Source organism: Dyella tabacisoli, assembly GCF_003350925.1.
Lineage (GTDB): Bacteria > Pseudomonadota > Gammaproteobacteria > Xanthomonadales > Rhodanobacteraceae > Dyella_C > Dyella_C tabacisoli.
Genome location: NZ_KZ857184.1, coordinates 10,008 through 30,046, shown reverse-complemented (window position 1 = coordinate 30,046; position 20,039 = coordinate 10,008). Strand labels below are relative to the sequence as shown.

Sequence of the window (20,039 nt, the reverse complement as noted above, 5' to 3'; positions counted from 1 at the left end):
CGCCCGCTGCTGTCAGCTCTGCCGCCGATGGTTTTGCTCTGATCGACGTACTTATCGACTGGAGTGGTGACATGGGCGGCTGGACGCAGAGTTTGACGGCCAAGGTCTTCGGTATCGGCGTATTGGCATTGGCGATGCTGATACCGCTGATGCAGGTACAGGGGCTGGTATCGGAGCGCCAGCAATTGCGTGAGTCCACGGTGACGCAGATTGCCCAGGGATGGGGCGGGCGACAGGTGCTGGGTGGCTTGCTGTTGGCCGTGCCGACGCAGCGGCTGGTGGGCACCACCGAGGACAAAACGCCTAAAGTCGAAAGATCCACCGAGATGGTGCTGGCCGACAGCATGACCATCGATGCAACGATGGCGGTGCATACGCGTCGCTATGGTATCTACGGTGCGCCGGTGTATGCCGCGACGATACAGGTGAATGGTCGTTTTCTGCCCGAGGATATGGCCCAGTTTCAGCATATGAGTACGGCGCAATGGCAAGGCGATAAGGCCGAACTGCGCTTGTTGTTGAGTGATCTGCGTGGCTTGCAGGAAGTGACCGAGTTGAAGATCAATGGTCGACCGAGTCGTTTTGCATCTTCGGCGGATCGAGTCGGCGGTTTGTCCAGCGTGGTGGTGCCGATCGATTTAGATGCCTTGGGCCACCAACCGATTGAATTCAGCTTGAAGCTCAAGCTGGCAGGTACCGAATCCCTGCAATTATTGCCGTTGGCGCGCACCACGGATGCGCAGATACAGGCGCCGTGGTCCGATCCGAGTTTCGTTGGTGCGTTGTTGCCGGCGGAGCGCAAGGTTGACGCGCAAGGCTTCCATGCACGTTGGCATATGCTCGATCTCAATCGCAGTTATGGTCAGCATTGGGACGACAAGTCCGAGGTTAGTCACAGCGAATTGCCGACGTCGGCCTTTGGTGTCGAGCTGTATCAACCGGCCGATGTGTATCAACGCAATGAGCGGGCGGGTAAGTACGGCTTGCTATTTATCGCGCTGACTTTTGTGGCGTTCTTCTTGATCGAAGTACTGCAGCGCCTGCGCGTGCATCCCTTGCAATACTTGCTGGTGGGTGCGGCCTTGGCCACGTTCTATGTATTGCTGCTGGCGTTGTCCGAACAAGTCGGTTTCGGCTGGGCCTACGCCGTGGCGGCGGCATCGGTGGTGCTGATCGTCGGTGGCTATGCAATGGCGGTGCTGCATGCGCGCCGCGCCGGCTTGTTGTTGGGTGCCGCGCTGGCGCTGGTCTATGCGGTGCTTTACGGCCTGATCGTCGCCGAGCAATACGCTCTGCTGATTGGCGCGGTGGTGCTGCTCTTTGCGGTCGCGTTGATGATGTACCTCACCCGCCGTATCGATTGGTACGCCTACACGCCGATGACGACTGCTCCGGCTGCCACGCCGGCAACATCGGCGGATGCAGCTAACATAGGGCGGTCATGAATCTTCTAGCCATCGAAACCGCCACCGAATCCTGCTCCGTCGCCCTGGTCCACGGAGACCAGGTGATCGCCCGCAGCGAAATCGCCCCTCGCCGCCATGCCGAGCTGGTGCTACCCATGGCTGATGCCTTGCTCGCCGAGGCCGGCTTGGGGCGGCATGCCCTGGATGCCATCGCGGTCGGTCGGGGGCCGGGCGCCTTCACGGGGGTAAGGCTGGGAGTGTCGTTGGCGCAAGGTATGGCCTTGGCGCTGGACCTGCCGGTGATTACGGTCTCCTCGCTGGCCGCGCTGGCGTTGGAGGCACCCGAAGACGATGCGGCCATTCTCGCGGTGATCGACGCGCGAATGGGCGAGATCTACGCGGCCTGCTATCGCCGTAACGAGCATGGCGGCCTGATCGCCCTGGACGTTGAGCGGGTATGCACGGCCGATGCATTGATCCTGCCCGAAGCACCAGCATGGCAAGTCGTCGGCAGCGGCTGGGCGACCTACGCCGACGTGCTGCGCACTCGCCTAAGCGGAACGCTGCGAGAAGCCGATGGCGCCCGCTACCCCCAAGCCCGTCACGTGGCCGAATTAGCGGTCGCTGAATTCAAGGCCGGTCGAGCACAGGCGCCCGAGCTGGCGTTGCCGGTTTATCTGCGTGACAAGGTTGCGCTTACGTTGGTGGAGCAGGGGAGGGAGCGGGGGCAGGGAACGGGGAACGGGGAACAGGGAACGTGAGGAGGAGAGGCAAGGGATTTATGTTTTCGCACTACTGACGTTGGAAGCGGAGAAACAAACAATGGCCTGCGATGCCCCTGCCATTCCCCGTTCCCTGCCTTAAGTAACAGGGAACGCGAAAAGGAGAGGCCAGGGATCTATGTTTTCGCACTACTAACGTTGGAAGCGGAGAAACAAGCAATGGCCTGCGATGCCCCTGCAGTTCCCCGTTCCCCATTCCCCATTCCCCGCTCTTAAATCACACCTGCCCAATCGCCCACTGCACCAGCAGGCTGCTCACCGATACAGCCACCCATACGCCCAGGCCTAGCAGAATCGGGCGTGCGCCTGTCGATGCCATGCGGCGCAGATTGGCCGACAGGCCGATCGCGGTCAGTGCGACGATAATCAAGAACTCGGCAGCGAGGTGGATGATCGGTTGGATAGCGGTCGGTACGAGGCCGGCAGTGCGCACGGCCGAGGCGACCAGAAACCACAGAATGAACCAGGGAAAAATCTTGCTCAGGCTGAAATCGCTTGAGCCACCGTTTGCACTGGTTTTACGTTTTTCACGCCAGGCGACGGCGAAGGCCAGCACCAGGCAGACCGGAATAATCAGCGTGGCGCGGGTCAGCTTGACGATGGTGGCGTAATCGCCGGCTTCTTTGCTGAAGCTGTAGCCGGCGGCCACCACGGACGAGGTGTCGTTGATCGCGGTACCGGCCCATAGGCCAAAGCCCAGGTCGGACAGATGCATAAGGTGGCCGAGCAGGGGAAACAGCAGCACGGCGACCAGGTTGAACAGGAAAATAGTGGAGATAGCGAACGCGGTGTCGTGGTCGTCCGGTTTGATGATCGGCGTTACCGCGGCAATCGCCGAACCACCGCAGATCGCCGTGCCGACGCCGATCAAAATCTTCAGCTTGTCCTGTACCCCGAGCATGCGCCCAAGCGACCAGGCGGCAAGAAACGCGACGGTCATCGTCACCAGGGTCACCGACAAGGATTCCAGCCCGGTCTTTGCCACCTGGTCGAGGCTGAGTCCAAAGCCGAGCGCGATGATCGACCATTGCAGCACTTGCTTGCCGGCAAACTGGATGCCCGGCGTGTATTGGCCGCCCGGCGAAACCAGGTTGCGCACGACGATGCCGAGCACGATGCCGAAGACCGGGCCGCCGATCAGCGGCGCCACGCGTCCGAGCCCGAGAGCGACCAAGGCGATCGCTACCGTCAGTGCCAGGCCGGGGGTACGTTGACGCAGGCTGGGTGTCGCAAGGGGGATGCTGGTAGCTGACATGACAAGTTCCTGGGGATAGGCGCATTGTCCTCGCCGCCTTCTATCAGGAAAACTTGGAATATCTGATGGTGTGTATAAATTGAGCTTATGGATATGATGGGCTCATGATAAATATCAGCCCGCGCCAGCTCGAAGTCTTTGTGCAGACGGCATCGCTGGGCAGCGTGCGCGCGGCAGCGGAGCGGCTGCACCTGACTCAACCCGCCGCCAGCATGGCCTTGGCCGAAATGGAGCGCCTGCTGGGGGCATCGGTGTTCGCACGTGAGCGAGGCCGTTTGCGCTTGAACACGCGCGGGCGCGAATTGCTGCCGTTGGCGCAAGAGTTGTTGGAGCGTCATGCGGAATTCGGCCGTCTCGGCAGCGGCAGCACCGAAGCTTTGAGCGGTGAATTTCGGATCGGCGCCAGTAATACCGTCGGCAATTATCGCGTCGGCGAGCTGCTCGGCGATTTCGTACGCGCGCATCCGCATGTGGCGATTCGTTTACGTGTAGCCAATACCGATGCGATTGCCGCCGCTCTGCTGGACCATTCGCTGGACGTGGGCTGCGTCGAAGGGCCGGTGGCGCACCCCTTGTTGGAGCTACGCCCCTGGCGCGACGATGTGCTGGTGGTGTGCGCTCCGCCCGACCACCCCTTGGCACAAAAACGTCGATTGCAGCCGAGCGATTTCGCCGGCGCTTATTGGGTACTGCGCGAGCCGGGCTCGGCGACACGGGCGACCACCGAACGCGTGCTGGCGCAGCTACCACCGGGCGAAACGGCACTGGAGCTGGATCAGGCCGAGGCGATCAAACAAGCGGTGGTAGCCGGCCTGGGCATCGCCTGTCTGCCCGAGGTAGCCGTTATCGATGCGCTGGCTACCGGACGGCTGAAAGCCTTGAAGACGCCGTTTCTGGATCTGCGCCGCAAGCTTTCGTTATTGCTGCACCGGCAGAAGTATCGAGGTGCCTTGATCGATGCCTTTCTGGCTAATCGATAGTGCTTTCAGAGATCTTGAGCGGCACTTACGCAGCGGATTCTTCGGCGATCTTGGTCAGCAGTGCTTCGACCTGCTCGTGCGTATGCGCGCGCATTAGCTGTGGTGCGAGTCGGCGCAGGGCGCCGTGGTCGAGGGTGGCCAGGCGATCGCGTACGTGCAGTAGCTGGCTGGGGTGCATGCTGAATTCGTTCAGGCCCAGCGCCAGCAGCAAGGCGGTGAAGTTGACGTCGCCGCCGATTTCGCCGCACAGGCTCACCGGCTTTTTCGCGCGCCGACCGGCGCCGATAACGTGCGAGATCAAACGCAGCAGGGCCGGTTGCAGCGGGTTATAGATGTTTTCCAGGCCGTCGTTGCCGCGGTCGGCGGCGAGTACGTACTGGGCCAGGTCATTGGTGCCGATGGCGAGGAAGTCGGCGTGCTCAAGCAAGGCGCGCACGTTGATCGCCGCGGCGGGTACTTCGATCATCGCGCCCAGCGCCAGTTTTTCCGGCAAATCGACGTTTTCGCGTTTCAGGTCCTGCCGCGCGAGCTTGAATAGCGTGCGCACGGCGATGAGCTCGTCAGGCTGAGTCACCATCGGCACCAGCACGCGCACCGGGCCGTAGCAGGCGGCGCGCAAAATCGCCCGGATCTGCGTGGTGAATACGGCGGGGTAACGCAACGACAGGCGTACGCCACGCACGCCCAAGGCAGGGTTGTCCTCGCCGCGCAGTACCAGGCCGGCCGCGTCGGCTTTATCGGCGCCCAGGTCGAGGGTGCGGATGGTGACGGGCAGGCCGCCCATGCCGAGCACAAGATCGCGGTAAGCGATGAACTGCTCGTCTTCGGAGGGCAGGCCCTTGTGGCGCAGAAACAGAAATTCGGTGCGATACAGGCCGACGCCGTCGGCGCCGCGCGCGCGCGCCATCGCGATGTCGGCCGGCATCTCGGCGTTGGCGAGCAGGCGAATGCCGATATCGTCGCGGGTGCGGGTAGGCGCATTCGCCAGGGTGGCGAGTCGGCGGCCTTCCTGTGCGGCTTCGCGCTGCTTGGCACGATAAAGCGCGAGGTCTTGCGCGGTGGGGTGCACCACCACCTCGCCACGCTCGGTGTCGAGCAGAATCAGGTCGTCATCGTGGATGGTGGACAGTGCGTCGCGCACGCCCACCAGCATCGGCAGGTCGAGGCTGCGGGCCAGAATCGCGCTGTGCGAATACGCGCTGCCCGAGCTGGCGACGACGCCGAGCAGGCCGTTGCCGACCAAGTGCGCCATGTCGGCGGGCGCAATGGTGTCGGCGATCAGAATTTCACCGACGCGTGCGGCCAGCTTGCGTTCCTCGACACTGGTTTGCCGCTGCAGCGCGGAGATCACTCGATTGATGACCTGATCGATATCTTCTTTACGGCTGCGAAGATAAGGGTCGTCCATGGCTTCGAAGACCGCGACGAGGCGATCGCGCTGTTTTTTCAGCGCGGCACCCGGACGGTAATGGCCGATGCGCACCAGGTCGTCCAACCCGCGCAACAGCTCCTGGTCATCCAGTAGCAGGCTGTGGGTATCGATGAACTCGCTGACCTCGCAGGCCAATGCGCCGTGCAGCTTCTCGCGCAGGTCGCGCAGCTCCACGCGGGCGGCATCGAGCGCGCGGTGCAGGTTGCCCAGTTCGGTTTCGATCTCCTCTTCGGCCAGCGGGCGCTTATCGACCAGATGGCGGTTCGGCTGCACCAACCGGGCCCGGCCTAGTGCCATGCCTCGCGCAGCGGTGGTGCCGGTTAGGAGAAGTCTCATGGGTACCTGGAAACGGAGAACTAGGGAGCGGGGAAGGGATGGCTAGCAGCAGATCGACCGATGGAATGCATGCGGCAAGCGTGGGTCAGGGCCACGGACGGTAGAGCGCGAGAACGCAGACGTTTCAGGTGGCCTGTTTCTCGCTTCTCAGCTTCACGCGCCCTCATCGAATTTGTTGTCGAACAAGGCGACCACGGAGTTGAGCGCGGACTCTTCATCGGGGCCTTCGGCACGGATAGTCAGCGGCGTGCCGATACCGGCGGCCAACATCATGACGCCCATGATGCTTTGCGCGTTAACCTCGCGTCCCTTGCTGATGAGCCATACGGTGGACTTGAAACCCTGCACCAGTTGCACCAGTTTGGCCGAGGCGCGTGCGTGCAGGCCGAGCTTGTTGGATACGATAATTTCTTTCTCAAGCATGATCTATGAAAATTCCTCCGCGGCCACCGCTGGCGGCGATTTCCGCCAGTTCATCCAATGGTTTTTCCGCATAGTTGAGTACGCGCAGCAGCATCGGCAGGTTAAGCCCCGATACGCAACGCAGGCGAACACCCAGCGAACTGAGTGAAAGGCCGATGTTGCACGGTGTGGCGCCGTACAAATCAGCCAGGACAAGCACCCCATCGCCTTGATCGAGCTCGCGTGCATGGCGCGCGGTCAGCGTGCGCATCACATCGGGATCGGCCTGCGCGGGCACCTCGACGGCCTCCACGCGCAACGGCAGCTTGGGCAACACATGAAGCGTAGCGGAGATCAGCGCCTTGCCGACCGCTTCGTGTGTCATCAACAGCACACCCACGCTCATGAGGGCAGACCTTCCTGGTTAGATGGATTAGCAGGCATGGTAGTTACTCAAGTTCGCGATGAAAGGTGAGCACGCTATCGCGATGGGTACGATAGTACGCGGCGAGTTTCTCGGTCAGATAGACCGAGCGGTGGCGACCGCCGGTGCAGCCGACCGAGATAGTGACGTAACTGCGGTCGTCTTGCTCGAAGCGCGGCAGCCAGGCGTCGAGCCAGCGCGCGGTATCGGCAAAATATTCGCTGACCAGGGGCTGCTGGTCGAGGTACTCGCGGACGGGTGCGTCGCGACCGGAATAAGGCCGCAGTTTCGCGTCCCAGTGGGGGTTGGGCAGGCAGCGCGCGTCGAAGACGAAGTCCGCATCCGGCGGCAGGCCGCGGCGGAACGCGAATGACTCGAACATCAAGGTCATGCCCTTGGTCGCCTCGGCGTAGCCGGTGGTAATCAAGCGGCGCAGTTGATGCACGTTGAGTTCGCTGGAGTCGATGACTTTTTCGGCCAAAGCGGTCAGCGGACGCAGCACGCGGCGTTCTTCGGCAATCGCATCGGCCAGTGACAGCCCCTTGGCGGACAGCGGGTGTCGGCGGCGCGATTCCGAATAACGCTTGATTAGCACCTCGTCGCGGCAGTCGAGAAAGATCAGGTGTACCTGAACCCCGGCGCCGGCCAGCTCCGACAGCACCGCCGGCATGTTCTGAAAGCCGCCGCCGCGGTTGCGAATATCCACGCCCACCGCGATATGGCGATGCTGCTGGGTGCCATCGTTCTGGATCACCGAGCGCACCAATTGCAAGAGCAGCGGCGTGGGCAGGTTATCGACGCAATAAAACCCCAGATCTTCCAGCGCGCGCAGGGCTACTGTTTTGCCACCGCCGGACATGCCGGTCAGCACGATCAGATGGACGTCTTCCGGGTCGATGGCGGGAACCAGCAAGGGCGTATCGCTCTCGTTCATGGGGTCACCACGGTGGCAGCCGGCGCATCTGATGCGCCTGGCGGTCGATAAAGGTCTGTGCCGGATCGATGCCTTTGCTCTTGAGCACATGATTACGCACGGCAGCCTCCACCAGCACGGCCAAGTTGCGGCCCGGCGCGACAGGGATGGTAATCATCGGCACGTGCACCTCCAGTATTTCGCGTTGGCCGACGTCACCGGTGAGCCGGGTCATGCCGTCGGTATCTTCACCGTCTCGCAATGGTTTGAGATGGATCACCACACGAAGATATTTGGACGGCTTGACCGCTGTGTGACCGAACATCTCACGCACATTGAGTACGCCCAGCCCGCGTACCTCCAGCAGATCCTGGAGCAGTTCGGGGCAGGTGCCGTCGATGACGTCCGGTGCGATCAAGGTGAATTCGGTCGCGTCATCGGCGACCAGGCGATGACCACGGCTGATGAGCTCCAGCGCCAGCTCGCTTTTGCCCGAGCCGGATTCGCCGGTGATGAGCACGCCGATCGAAAAGACTTCCAGAAACACACCGTGCAGGGTGATCCGTGGCGCCAGCATGCGGGCCAGGTAGTACTGCATCCAGGTCAGCAGCTCGTGACCACGCTTGGAGCTGATCCACAGCGGCGTATTGGTTTCTTCGGCAACCTCCCGCAGATCGGCCGGGATGGTCTGGTCCTTGGTGACGATCAGCGCTGCCGGTTGATAGGCGGCGATCTTATTGATCGCTTCCCAGCGCTGGCGCGAGTCGAGGCCATCCAGGAAATTCAGCTCTTCGGTGCCGATGATCTGAATCTTGTTCGGATAGATGACGTTGAGATAGCCGATCAGCGAAGGGCGGCGGCTTTTGGTGATGCTTTGTTCAAGCACGCGCGATTCGCCACGCATGCCGGAAACCCAGCGCAAAGCCATGCGTTCGTGAACGCCATCATAGAGTTGTCGTGCGGTGAGCCGATCCAATCCTGATCCTTTGTGCTGCGTGACAAGCCTGGCGGCAGCAGAGGCCATTGTGCCAGTTTGGCCCGGATGATGCTTTTGTGGCTCGAGCCGGTGTGCAGCCGGGGGATGCCCATAAAAAAGCCCGCCTCTGCGGGAGGCGGGCTTTGATGGTGCTATCGGATTGGATCGCTATGAATTAGATCACTATCCGATTGGATCACTCTGAATTGGATCAGCCGTATTGTCGCTCTTCGCGTACTTCGCGCTGGTGCTTATCGTTGACTTTCTCGCGATGCTTTCGCAACTGGTGGGTTAGCTTGTCGATCAATGCATCGATCGATGCATACATATCCATCTCTTTGGCCTCGGCGTGCAAGGTGGCGCCTTTTACAGTGAGCGTACCTTCGGCGCACTGCTGCAGTTTGTCGATCGAAAGGACGATGCTCAGGCTGAGAATCTTGTCGTCGAGGTGGGTGAGTCGATCTAGCTTACTCGTCGCGCGATCCCGCAAGGCTTGAGTGATCTCGATCTGTTGACCGCTGAGTTGGAATTGCATGTTGCGCCTCCTCTGGTGCTAACCGCATTGCGCGGCGTGGGTCAGGTGCGCGAGTCATGTCATAAAGCCTTGGCTGCGCACCCTCAATCATTGAGGTATGGACGTTTATCGCACAAGCAAGTTCCGCAGTGGTTAGACGTATGTTTTCTGAACCCTGTGCTGTGACCGGTACAGCGGTTCAGCCGCCGCGCTGGCGCTCACTGGAACTTGGAATACGCATGGCCTCCCTATATTTGGCGACTGTGCGGCGTGCCACCTGAATGCCCTTGCCGTGCAATTCAGCAGCAATCGCCTGATCGGACAATGGTTTGCGAGTGTCTTCGGCGTCAATCAATTTGCGCAGCATGGCCTGGATAGCAGTGGCCGAAGCGCTGCCGCCGTCCTCGGTGGCTACGCCGCTGGAAAAGAAATGTTTAAGTTCGAAGGTGCCGCGCGGCGTGTGAATATATTTGCGCGTAGTCACCCGCGAAATAGTCGATTCATGCATGCCTACCTCCTCGGCTACCTCGCGCAACACCAAGGGGTGCATGGCCTCGGGGCCGAAATCGAGAAAGGCGCTTTGCCGCCGTACGATCGCATCGGCGACCTTGAGTAAGGTCTCGGCGCGCGATTCCAGGCTTTTAATCAGCCAGCGGGCTTCCTGCATCTGTCCGCGCATCCAACTGGCGTCTTCACCGCGCGCCTGGGCGATCAGGTTGCAATAGTGCTGGTTCAAGCCCAGCCGTGGCTGGCAATCGGGGTTCAGGCTGACCCGCCAGCGGCCGCTTTCCTTGCGCGCGTAAACATCGGGCGCCACGTATTCCACTGGAGTGGTGTCGAGTGCCGCGCCGGGGCGTGGATCGAGGCTGCGGATCAGTACGGCGGCAGCGGCCGTATCGTCGGGATCGGCGCGTAAGCGGCGTGCCAGCTTGGTAATGTCGTTGCGCGCCAACAGCTCCAGTTCGCTGTCGACGATACGCAAAGCCAGCTCCAGTTGCGGCGTGGCCTGATCGAACTGTTCGAGTTGCACGCGCAGGCAGTCGCGCAGATCCAGGCTGGCTACCCCGGTAGGGTCGAAACGCTGCAGTTGTCGGCGTACGCCATCGACTTCTTCAGTGCTGGCCTTGAGGTGCGGGGGTAGGGCGCCCAGCACGGCGTCCAGGCCTTCGGCGAGATAGCCGTCGGCATTAAGGGCGTCGATCAGCACTGTGGCGATGGTCAGCTCACGGGCGCTCAAGTGGGCCAGGTTGAGTTGCCACAGCATGTGCTCTTGCAGGGTTACCGGCGCGGCGTTTTGCGGTTCGAAGTTGTCTTCGTCGCTGCCGTTATGCGCGCGGCTGAGGCTGTTGCCGCTGCTGCTGCCGGAGAAATCGATCGGATCTTCGCCGCGGCTGTCGCCCCAGTCCGGTATGTCGGCGTCGCCGTTGTCGTTGTTGCCGTCGCTGCTGGCTTGAGCCGGCGTGATCGGGGCAGGTTCGAAGTTGCTGTCTTCGGCGTCGTCGTCGCTGCCCTCGTCGCTGTCTTCGGAAAATTCGAGCAGCGGGTTGCTTTCGGCGATTTGACGCAACTCTGCCTCCAGCTCCAACTGAGAAAGTTGCAGAAGGCGGATAGCCTGTTGCAACTGAGGCGTCAGGGTGAGCTGCTGATTGAGACGAAACTGCAGTCCGGGTTTCATGCTTGCCGGGTCAAATAAACTCGGGTCATCCTAACCCTAAGCGAAGGGTGCGGCTACCTGTAGAAACGTATCCAGTGCGCGAAAAGCCAACGCCGTCATCCGGCCCTGGCGTGATCGCCCGCCGGCATCGGCTTGAACAGGCTCTTTGAACAGGCTCTTATAGCTTGAACTCGCGGCCCAGATAGACCTCGCGTACTTTCTCGTCGGCAAGAATATGCGCCGGCGTACCCCGTGACAGCACCTCGCCATCGTTGAGAATGTAGGCACGATCGCAGATGCCGAGCGTCTCGCGCACGTTGTGATCGGTGATGAGTACGCCGATGCCGCGTTCTTTCAGATGCCGCACGATGCGCTGGATTTCACCGACCGAGATCGGGTCGACACCGGCAAACGGTTCGTCCAGCAGCATGTAGCGCGGCTGGGCGGCCAGGGCGCGGGCGATCTCCACGCGGCGACGCTCGCCGCCCGAAAGGCTGATGCCTTTTTGCTCGGCGATATGGGCGATCTTCAGCTCGTCCAGCAGGCCTTCCAGCTCGACGGTGCGTTGCTTGGCATCGAGGTTTTCGCGCAGCTCAAGCACGGCCATGATGTTGTCGGCCACGCTGAGCCGACGGAATACCGACGGTTCTTGCGGCAAATAGCCGATGCCGAGCTTGGCGCGCGCGTGCATGGGCAGGTTGGTAATGTCTTGCTTGTCGAGTTTGATCGAGCCGCCATCGGCCTCGATCAACCCGACCACCATATAGAAACAAGTCGTTTTACCGGCGCCGTTGGGGCCGAGCAGGCCGACCACCTCGCCCTCGCGTATCGTGAAAGCGAAGTCGCGCACGACCTGGCGTGCGCGGAAACGCTTTTGCAGACCTTCGGCTGACAGCATGAGTTATTTACCCTGCGCCGGTTCGGCAGCAGGTGCGGCGGCGGGCTTTGCGGCAGCCGGCTTGGGCTTGGGCAGGAAGGTGCCGGAGACCAGCTTTTCACCGGCAGACTCGCCGGTAATCAGGCTGGTGTCGGTGTTGTAGGTCAGCTTGTCGCCATGAAATTCGCCGCGAGTGGCCTGCTTGACCACGGCGGTACCGGTAAGCACGGCGATGCCGTTGATATTGTCGTAATCGATGGTGGCGGCGTCGCCCTGCATCAGGTTGTTGTTTTCGTCGAGTTGCTGGATATGCGCCGGGTTGCCGGTGACCACCACGCGCGCAATCTGGGTATCGCCATCGAGATGAATCTTGGCCACATCGCCGGTCACCACCAAGGTGCCCTGGGTGATCTTTACGGCGCCTTTGAGCGTGCTGATCGAGTTGGGCGCGTTGAATGCCTCGGTGGATTTCGCCACGTAATTCATCGCCTGCTGGCGATCGGCCTTTTTAGCCAGGGCGGGCTGCAGCGCGAGCAGGCCGAGGCAGAGTAGACCGAGCTTAAGACTTGCGTTTGCGCGGCGGGAACGAGCCATGGCTTTCATCGAACAGCTCCAGATGATTATCGTTGAGGTTGGCACGCATGCCGATGCCGTTCATTCTACTGTCGCCTTGCGTCATCTGTGCCGACGCGGCGGTTTCCATGCGGTTTTCTTTGGGCCAGGCGGTGACGTCCGAGGTATGCAGCTCGGCGGCGGGTCCGCCCGGAAAGGCCGGTCGATGCATGTAGACCGGCCCTTGTAGCTTGAGCAAGGTGCCTGGCTTATCGACCCAGCCGTACAGCGACTCGCCTTGCCAGTTAGGCACGTTGGGCTGGTTGGATGGCAGCTCGAATTTGGGCGCGTTGATATACAGCGAGTCGTCGCCTTCGCGGCGCTCCAGATGCGGCGCATGCATGCGAAAGCTGGGCAGGCCGTCGACGTCGTAGGCGAACAGCTTGAAATTAGTCAGGGTGTAGCCCGAGCGCGGCGGGCCGACGAACTCGTTGACCTTGGGCGTAGGTGCCATCCACCAATAAAGAAGTTGCACGAGCGCCGTCGCCAGGCCGACCAGGACGATGGCTGTCGGTAAGCCGCGGTCACGCAGAAAGCCGGGGAGCCTCATTGCCAACGCTCGCGTTCCGCGGCGATCTTGCCTTGCGCGGTAAGAATCAAGTCGCACACCTCGCGCGCGGCGCCCATGCCGCCGCTGCGCTGGGTCTGCCAGTGCGCCTGTTCAACGATCCAGGGGTGCGCGTTGGCGACGGCGACCGCCAGTCCGGCGATCTTCATCGGCGACAGGTCGGGCAGGTCGTCGCCGACGAAGGCCGCCTGCTCGGGTGTCAGCTTCAGCGCGTCAAGCAGCTCCAGCAAGCAGGCACGTTTGTCTTTTTGGCCCTGGTAGACGTGGGCGATGTCCAGCTCTTCGGCGCGTAAAGCCACCGGATGACTGATGCGCGCGGAGATGATCGCCACCTGCACGCCGTTGGCTTGCAGGCGTTTAAGCCCCAGGCCGTCATGCACGTGGAACACCTTGGTTTCGTGGCCGTCTTCGCCGTACCACAGCCGGCCATCGGTCAGGGTGCCGTCCACGTCGAAGACAGCGACGCGAATATTGGCGGCGCGGGCGAGCAGGTCGGCAGGGAGGTTGGCGAGGTAGTTGATAGGCGGCACGAGGCGGGTCTGATGAGGAGTAGTGGGGACGATGGGCGGTCCCCGGAATGTGTATCAGACCACGCGGGCGCGGAGCAGATCATGAATGTTCAGTGCGCCGACCACGCGATGCTCATGGTCCACCACCAGCAACGCGTGAATCTGATGTTTTTCCATCAGTTGGGCGGCCTCGATGGCGAGCTTGTCGGCGCTGATCGTCTTGGGGCCGCGAGTCATCAGCGAGGCCACCGTAGCGCCGCGCAAATCGACGCCGACGTCGTCCAGGGCGCGACGCAAGTCACCGTCGGTGAACACCCCGAGCAGGCGGCGCTCGGCATCGACCACGGCGGTCATGCCCAGATGCTTGCGGGTCATTTCCATCAGCGCCTGGGTCAGGCTGGCGTCTTCGTTAACGACCGGGATGCCGTCGCCGGTGTGCATCACATCGCCGATGTGCATCAGCAGGCGACGACCGAGGCTGCCGGCGGGGTGGGAGCGGGCGAAGTCTTCAGAGGTAAAACCGCGAGCTTCGAGCAGGGCGATGGCCAGCGCGTCGCCCATGACCAGCGCGGCCGTGGTGCTGGCGGTGGGGGCCAGGCCCAGCGGGCAGGCTTCGACCGAGATGCTGGTGTCCAGATGCAAGTCGGCCTGGGTCGCCAAGGAGGACTGATCGTTGCCGGTAATGGCGATCAGCGGAATGCCCTGGCGTTTAATCACCGGCAGAATGAACAACACCTCGTCGCTTTCGCCCGAGTTGGACAAGGCCAGCACCACGTCTTGCGGCAAGATCATGCCCAGATCGCCGTGACTGGCCTCGCCCGGATGCACGAAGAACGCCGGGGTGCCGGTGGAGGCGAGCGTGGCGGCGATCTTGCGTCCCACATGGCCGGACTTGCCCATGCCCGTCACCACGACCCGGCCGGCGCAGCCGAGAATCAGCCGGCAGGCCTCGACGAAGGCCGGGCCGATGCGTGGCTCCAGGGCGCTGATGGCAGCCGCTTCGGTCGCAATCACCGTGCGTGCGCTACGCACCAGGGCTTCACCATTGATCGCCGTGGGCTGACCGGGGGCGGGTGGGGTGGGGCTGGCGATATGTGCGTTCATGCATCCTCGGGGGTAGTCGAGCCGGTAAGCCATCACAGGGGGCGGGCTTGTCGACCCATCTCATTACCCCATGATTCATCACATCATGATTCATTACAGCGCGATTCATCGCACAGACAACGGTTTAGCCGGTGCCGATGGATGCTTGCCGCGTAGCTGGAAGCTTAACCTGTCGTTTCTGTGACAGAAGATTTCCATTACCATGGCATATTCGCATTTTACCTTCATATAACGACACGTTGGGTTCGGTGTTGCTTCGAATCCATGCTGTTGTCGTGCAGTTATTCCAACGTGAAGTCATTCCAACGTGTAGTTATTCCAAGTAGGAACCCCATGGACGCTGCCACCATCCAGGCAATGATCGAGAATGGCCTGCCCGGTGCGCAGGCTCAGGTAAATGGCGATGACGGGGTGCACTTCGACGCCGAAGTGGTCGCTGCGCAATTCGCCGGCAAGCTGCCGCTGGCGCGGCACCGGCTGGTTTACGCCACCCTAGGCGACCTGATGGGCGGCGCGATTCACGCGCTGGCGCTGAAAACCCTGACACCCGAGGAAGCCGCGGCACGTCGTTGATATCCCCAGCGGCCCGCTACGCGACTCCCCATTCAACACTTTAGTAAGGACAACGATGGCCAAGATCCTGATTAGCGGCGGTGTGCCGCTTCATGGCGAGGTCGGTATTTCCGGCGCCAAGAACGCCGTGCTGCCCATTCTCGCCTCGTGTTTGCTGGCCGACGAGCCGGTAGCCATCAGCAACGTTCCGCATCTGCATGACGTCACCACCTTCATCGAGCTGCTCGGCCAGATGGGCGTGCAATTGGTGCTGGACGACCGCATGAAAATGCATGTCGATCCGAGTCATATCAACAGCCATATCGCTCCGTATGACCTGGTGCGCACCATGCGCGCCTCGATCCTGGTGCTGGGGCCGCTGGTGGCGCGTTTCGGTCAGGCCGAAGTCTCGTTGCCGGGCGGTTGCGCGATTGGTTCGCGCCCGGTCGACCAGCATATTCGCGGCCTGCAGGCGCTGGGCGCCGAGGTCACCGTTGAAAACGGCTATATCAAAGCGAAGGCGAAGCGTTTGAAAGGCGCACGCATCGTGATGGACATGGTGACCGTCACCGGCACCGAAAACATCATGATGGCCGCCGCGCTGGCTTCCGGTACCACGATTATCGAAAACGCCGCGCAAGAGCCCGAGGTGGTCGATCTGGCCAACTGCCTGATTGCCATGGGCGCGCAGATCGAAGGCGCGGGTACCTCGACCATGGTGATCCATGGCGTCGAGCGTCTGCATGGCGCCGAGTACGAGGTGTTGCCCGATCGCATCGAAACCGGCACCTTCCTGGTGGGTGCGGCGATGACCGGCGGCAAAGTGCGTGCCCGCAATGCGCGCGCCAACACCCTGGAAGCCGTACTGGCCAAGCTTGAAGACGCTGGCGCGCACATCTCCACCGGTCCCGACTGGATCGAGCTGGATATGCAAGGCCGCCGCCCCAAGGCCGTCAACATCAGCACGGCGCCGTACCCGGCTTTTCCGACCGACATGCAGGCGCAGTTCACCGCACTCAATTGCGTGGCCGAAGGCGTCGGCGTCATCACCGAGACGGTGTTCGAAAACCGCTTTATGCATGCGCACGAGCTGCAGCGCCTGGGTGCCGATATCCGCCTCGAAGGCAACACCGCCATCATCCACGGCGTGCCGAAAATGAGCGGCGCACCGATCATGGCCACCGACCTGCGCGCCTCGGCCTGCCTGGTGCTGGCTGGTCTGGTCGCGGAAGGGGATACCACGGTGGACCGCGTGTATCACATTGATCGCGGCTACGAGAACATCGAAGAGAAGTTGGGCGTGCTGGGCGCGAAGATTCGACGCCTGCCGTCCTGATGCGATTCGCAACGCGGGCCGCCCGACGGCCCGCGTTATCGCTGGCATTTATGGCTGGCGGTAGCTCACCAGTTGCAACACCAGGTTGCCGCCCTCGCTCTGCGACAGCTTTACCGGCACCGGATATTTCTGCGGCACATACCAGGCGTTGAATGACTTGTCCGAATCCGTGCGTTCAATCCGCACGGCCTCGAAGCGGCCCGCCGGCACCTGCACGTTGTCCTTGCCGGCCACTTTGAATTGCTGATTTTCGACATTGCTTCTGACGGCCACGGGCAGGGTCACCGTTTGCTTGCCGTCGCGTAGTGCCAGGCCAAGTGCGAACGGGGCGAGGTTGCGGTCGATCAGGCCCGGCACGCTGGCGTAGACAGTCGGCCCCTTGCCTTCGTCCACGCTCACTTGATGGGCGCTCCAGTCGATCTTGGTATGCCGCTGCTTTTTCTTCAGCCCGGTGTTCATGCGGTAGTCGTAACTTTCCGTTTCCGCCGCACCTTGGTTCCAGCGAAACCGTGTCGTTTCATTCGAGCTTAAGCCGAACGCGGCAGCGAGGCCGGCGGTGCCTTGGCTCTGGTTGCTGTATTCCCAGCGGTTATCGCCGGTAGATGCCAGATGCAGGGTGGCTTCACCGATCATCTCGCCACCTTGCAACACCTGATATGTCGCAGTGAAAGGCGTCGGTGAAGAGGGCGCCGCAAAGGCTGCGGTGGTTGAGAGAGCCAGCGCCAGGCCGGCGAGCTTGCGGGGTGATGTAAGGATCGTCATGGGGACCGCAGTCTACGCCGCGCACCTGAACCTGTCGTGGCACGTCATGCATTGGTTGGGGTGAGCGTAGGTTGGCGGTGAGCAAAGCGAACCCCAACGTTGCGCCATGTCGTGCTGGCCTTGGTAGGTTGGCGGTGAGCGCAAGCCAACCCCAACGTTATACCCTCGAACCTGGCGCACACGCCCAATCAGCGGCGAGCAAACCATCCCGAATATATCGATGGATGGACGAGAACGGCCAATCACCTGCTCGCTCCGTATAGCCGTGTTTCACCGGGTTGATATGCACATAATCCACATGGCGAGCGAGGTCATTCTCGTCTCGTATCTGATGCTCCCAAAAGCGGCGTTGCCAGATACCGCGCTCACCCTTGAGCTGTCGAGATGCGCAAACAGGTTCGTTATGCGCGACAGCTCGCGAAAAGTTGGCCTTAATAAGCGACCAACGCGTGGAGTAGTCGGCGTCGCCCGATGGCAGGGTCCATATGGCATGGATGTGATCGGGTAACACGACCCACGCCACGATATGGAAAGGATGCCGTCGTTTAACCAGACGCACCGCATTGCGAAGAGTATCGATACGTTGGATCAACAGATCACGAGATCGATCTTGCAGATTGACGGTAAAGAAATACGTTCCGCCCGCGACAAGAGTTCGTCGGTATCGCATGCCGTCTTCCTTGACGTTGTTGGTGTTGGGGTTCGCTTCGCTCACCACCAACCTACCACGGCATCACGACGTAGGTTGGGGTGAGCAAAGCGAACCCCAACATCACCACGAGATAAGTGGGTTACGCGATCAACGAACCAGTTGATCGCCTTGCAAACGTAATGGCGCCGACAAAGCTTGCCCATCCAGCGCCACACCATCGGGCGAAACAAGCTGCAACCGTCCTTGTGCGATCAGCTTGAGTACGGCCGGTAGCAGGCGGTGTTCGTAAGGCAGCAGACGTTGCGCCAGCAGGTGCTCGTCGTCGCCAGCCTGCACCGCGATGTGCGCTTGCGCGATCACCGGGCCGCCATCCAATTCGGCGGTGACGTAATGCACGCTCACGCCATGCTCGCCGTCACCGGCTTCCAGTGCGCGACGGTGGGTGTGCAGGCCGCGGTACTTGGGCAGCAACGACGGGTGGATATTAATCATGCGGCCGACCCAGGGCTTGAGCGCCTGGCCGTCGATAATGCGCATGAAGCCGGCTAGTACGAGTACGTCGGCGCCGTTGTCAGTCAGGTGCGCAAACAGATCCAGGTCAAACGCAAGGCGGTCGGGGTAATTGCGCGGGTCAAGCACCAAGGTGGCAATGCCGGCCGCTTCGGCCAGGCGCAGCGCGCCGGCGTTCGCCTTGTCGCTGGCGACCAATACAAACTCGACCGGCAACTCACCGCGTTGATGCGCCGTAAGCAGCGCCGCGAGATTACTGCCGCGCCCCGAGGCGAGTACGGCAATGCGAAGTGGTGAGGACATGTTCAGGAACGCGCGGTCGATCAGCCGATATGCACGCGCTCATCGCCCTGTGCCGGCACGATCTCGCCGATCACCCGGCTCTCCAAACCATGCTGGCTGAGCAGTGCGCTGGCGGCGGCGACGTCGTCGCGCGACAGAATCACGGTGAAGCCGACGCCACAGTTGAACGTGCGCCACATTTCTTCGCGGGCGACGTTGCCTTCGCGCATCAACCACTCGAACACCGGCGGCAGCACGATGGCAGAAGCATCCAGTGCGACGCCGAGGTTTTCCGGTACGACGCGGATGATGTTTTCTTTCAGGCCGCCGCCGGTGATATGCGCCATGCCGTGAATCGGCTGGGCTTTCAACAGCTCCAGAATAGCCTTGACGTAAATCGTGGTCGGCGCCATCAGCGCATCGGCCAGGGTCACGCCGCCGATATCCAGATCCAGCGGGCGACCCGCGCGATCGACGATCTTGCGGATCAGCGAATAGCCATTGGAATGCGGGCCGGACGAGGCCACGCCGAGAATCACATCGCCGGCAACGATAGCCTCGCCACTGAGCAGGGCGGATTTCTCCACGGCGCCCACGGTAAAGCCGGCCAGGTCGTACTCGCCCGGCGGATACATGTCCGGCATCTCGGCGGTTTCGCCGCCGATCAGCGCGCAACCGGCCAGCTCGCAACCCTTGGCGATGCCGCCGACGACGGCGACGGTGGTGTCCACATCCAACTTGCCGGTGGCGAAATAATCGAGGAAAAACAGTGGTTCGGCGCCCTGCACCAGTACGTCGTTGACGCACATGCCGACCAGATCGATACCGATGGTGTCGTGGCGACCCAGTTGTTGCGCCAGCTTGAGCTTGGTGCCGACGCCATCGGTACCGGAGACCAGTACCGGCTCTTTGTAGCGCCCGGACAGGTCAAACAGGCCGCCGAAACCGCCCAGGCCGCCCATGACCTCCGGGCGAAAAGTGCGCTTGACCAGCGGTTTGATGCGTTCGACCACGGCATTACCCGCGTCGATGTCGACGCCAGCGGCGCGGTAGGTGAGGGCGTCGGACATAGCGGAACCGGGCGTGAAGAAACGGGAAATGATAGCAGGACAGGGAACGGGGAATGGGGAGCGGAGTTGAAAGCAGGGAACGGGGGATGGGGAACGGAGTTGGAAGCAGGGAACGGGGAACGGGGAACGGG

General features: G+C 61.8%; 22 protein-coding genes. 5 read left to right on the top strand and 17 right to left on the bottom strand.

Features of this window, described 5'->3' with window-relative positions; translation table 11 throughout:
* Nucleotides 1-71: 71 nt before the first annotated feature.
* Both creD and tsaB read left to right on the top strand, forming a co-directional pair.
* Nucleotides 72-1,445, top strand: coding sequence for a cell envelope integrity protein CreD (creD, locus tag DVJ77_RS19095; protein ID WP_114847127.1), 1,374 nt, complete (start codon nt 72-74; stop codon nt 1,443-1,445).
* Nucleotides 1,442-2,167 (top strand): tRNA (adenosine(37)-N6)-threonylcarbamoyltransferase complex dimerization subunit type 1 TsaB, encoded by a 726-nt coding sequence (gene tsaB / locus DVJ77_RS19090; protein WP_114847126.1) that lies wholly within the window; start codon nt 1,442-1,444, stop codon nt 2,165-2,167. The genes creD and tsaB overlap by 4 nt, the downstream gene beginning before the upstream one ends.
* A 238-nt stretch (nt 2,168-2,405) precedes the next feature.
* On the opposite strand, the gene DVJ77_RS19085 is transcribed toward tsaB, so the two are convergent.
* Complete coding sequence (locus tag DVJ77_RS19085) at nt 2,406-3,443, bottom strand: YeiH family protein (protein ID WP_114847125.1); 1,038 nt, start codon at nt 3,441-3,443, stop codon at nt 2,406-2,408.
* A 104-nt stretch (nt 3,444-3,547) separates the two neighbouring features.
* Here DVJ77_RS19085 and DVJ77_RS19080 point away from each other — a divergent pair, with 104 nt between their 5' ends.
* Nucleotides 3,548-4,423, top strand: a complete 876-nt coding sequence (locus tag DVJ77_RS19080) for a LysR family transcriptional regulator (RefSeq protein ID WP_114847124.1) — start codon at nt 3,548-3,550, stop codon at nt 4,421-4,423.
* Nucleotides 4,424-4,448: 25 nt separating this feature from the next.
* Here the strand turns inward: DVJ77_RS19080 and ptsP are convergent, their stop codons facing one another.
* The 12 genes from ptsP to DVJ77_RS19020 form a co-directional block, all read right to left on the bottom strand.
* Complete coding sequence (gene ptsP / locus DVJ77_RS19075) at nt 4,449-6,191, bottom strand: phosphoenolpyruvate--protein phosphotransferase (RefSeq protein ID WP_114847123.1); 1,743 nt, start codon at nt 6,189-6,191, stop codon at nt 4,449-4,451.
* A gap of 153 nt (nt 6,192-6,344) precedes the next feature.
* Nucleotides 6,345-6,614, bottom strand: a complete 270-nt coding sequence (locus DVJ77_RS19070) for an HPr family phosphocarrier protein (RefSeq protein WP_114847122.1) — start codon at nt 6,612-6,614, stop codon at nt 6,345-6,347.
* Nucleotides 6,607-6,999 carry a PTS sugar transporter subunit IIA gene (locus tag DVJ77_RS19065; RefSeq protein WP_114847121.1) on the bottom strand — a complete coding sequence of 131 codons (393 nt, stop codon included), beginning with the start codon at nt 6,997-6,999 and terminating at the stop codon, nt 6,607-6,609. Before DVJ77_RS19065 ends, DVJ77_RS19070 begins: the two co-directional genes overlap by 8 nt.
* Before the next feature lie 43 nt (nt 7,000-7,042).
* Complete coding sequence (rapZ, locus tag DVJ77_RS19060) at nt 7,043-7,951, bottom strand: RNase adapter RapZ (protein ID WP_114847120.1); 909 nt, start codon at nt 7,949-7,951, stop codon at nt 7,043-7,045.
* 4 nt (nt 7,952-7,955) lie between these two features.
* The gene (gene hprK / locus DVJ77_RS19055; RefSeq protein ID WP_225428095.1) at nt 7,956-8,954 is read right to left on the bottom strand and encodes an HPr(Ser) kinase/phosphatase; all 999 of its coding nucleotides are present in this window, start codon (nt 8,952-8,954) and stop codon (nt 7,956-7,958) included.
* 163 nt (nt 8,955-9,117) lie between these two features.
* Complete coding sequence (hpf, locus tag DVJ77_RS19050; protein ID WP_114847118.1) at nt 9,118-9,441, bottom strand: ribosome hibernation-promoting factor, HPF/YfiA family; 324 nt, start codon at nt 9,439-9,441, stop codon at nt 9,118-9,120.
* A 178-nt stretch (nt 9,442-9,619) separates the two neighbouring features.
* Entirely contained in the window at nt 9,620-11,095 is a 1,476-nt protein-coding gene (locus tag DVJ77_RS19045) for an RNA polymerase factor sigma-54 (RefSeq protein WP_114847117.1), read from the bottom strand.
* Between the two features lie 157 nt (nt 11,096-11,252).
* Nucleotides 11,253-11,972: an LPS export ABC transporter ATP-binding protein gene (gene lptB, locus DVJ77_RS19040; protein WP_114847116.1), complete on the bottom strand. Its 720-nt coding sequence runs from the start codon at nt 11,970-11,972 to the stop codon at nt 11,253-11,255.
* A 3-nt stretch (nt 11,973-11,975) separates the two neighbouring features.
* Nucleotides 11,976-12,545: a lipopolysaccharide transport periplasmic protein LptA gene (lptA, locus tag DVJ77_RS19035; RefSeq protein WP_318530937.1), complete on the bottom strand. Its 570-nt coding sequence runs from the start codon at nt 12,543-12,545 to the stop codon at nt 11,976-11,978.
* Nucleotides 12,511-13,113, bottom strand: coding sequence for an LPS export ABC transporter periplasmic protein LptC (lptC, locus tag DVJ77_RS19030; protein WP_114847114.1), 603 nt, complete (start codon nt 13,111-13,113; stop codon nt 12,511-12,513). The genes lptA and lptC overlap by 35 nt, the downstream gene beginning before the upstream one ends.
* Nucleotides 13,110-13,661, bottom strand: a complete 552-nt coding sequence (locus DVJ77_RS19025; protein ID WP_225428094.1) for a KdsC family phosphatase — start codon at nt 13,659-13,661, stop codon at nt 13,110-13,112. Before DVJ77_RS19025 ends, lptC begins: the two co-directional genes overlap by 4 nt.
* A gap of 54 nt (nt 13,662-13,715) precedes the next feature.
* A complete protein-coding gene (locus tag DVJ77_RS19020; protein WP_114847113.1) occupies nt 13,716-14,744 on the bottom strand; it encodes a KpsF/GutQ family sugar-phosphate isomerase in 1,029 nt (342 codons plus the stop codon).
* Nucleotides 14,745-15,077: 333 nt separating this feature from the next.
* On the opposite strand from DVJ77_RS19020, the gene DVJ77_RS19015 reads away from it, so the two are divergent.
* Nucleotides 15,078-15,317, top strand: a complete 240-nt coding sequence (locus DVJ77_RS19015) for a BolA family protein (RefSeq protein WP_114847112.1) — start codon at nt 15,078-15,080, stop codon at nt 15,315-15,317.
* Between the two features lie 55 nt (nt 15,318-15,372).
* On the top strand, nt 15,373-16,632 hold the full coding sequence (gene murA / locus DVJ77_RS19010; protein ID WP_114847111.1) for a UDP-N-acetylglucosamine 1-carboxyvinyltransferase: 1,260 nt from the start codon (nt 15,373-15,375) through the stop codon (nt 16,630-16,632).
* Nucleotides 16,633-16,680: 48 nt separating this feature from the next.
* Here the strand turns inward: murA and DVJ77_RS19005 are convergent, their stop codons facing one another.
* The 4 genes from DVJ77_RS19005 to purM form a co-directional block, all read right to left on the bottom strand.
* Nucleotides 16,681-17,394: a DUF3108 domain-containing protein gene (locus DVJ77_RS19005; protein WP_114847110.1), complete on the bottom strand. Its 714-nt coding sequence runs from the start codon at nt 17,392-17,394 to the stop codon at nt 16,681-16,683.
* A 157-nt stretch (nt 17,395-17,551) separates the two neighbouring features.
* Nucleotides 17,552-18,064 (bottom strand): REP-associated tyrosine transposase, encoded by a 513-nt coding sequence (locus tag DVJ77_RS19000; protein WP_114847231.1) that lies wholly within the window; start codon nt 18,062-18,064, stop codon nt 17,552-17,554.
* A gap of 129 nt (nt 18,065-18,193) precedes the next feature.
* Nucleotides 18,194-18,859: a phosphoribosylglycinamide formyltransferase gene (gene purN, locus DVJ77_RS18995; protein WP_114847109.1), complete on the bottom strand. Its 666-nt coding sequence runs from the start codon at nt 18,857-18,859 to the stop codon at nt 18,194-18,196.
* Between the two features lie 20 nt (nt 18,860-18,879).
* The gene (purM, locus tag DVJ77_RS18990) at nt 18,880-19,908 is read right to left on the bottom strand and encodes a phosphoribosylformylglycinamidine cyclo-ligase (protein WP_114847108.1); all 1,029 of its coding nucleotides are present in this window, start codon (nt 19,906-19,908) and stop codon (nt 18,880-18,882) included.
* Between the last annotated feature and the right edge of the window lie 131 nt (nt 19,909-20,039).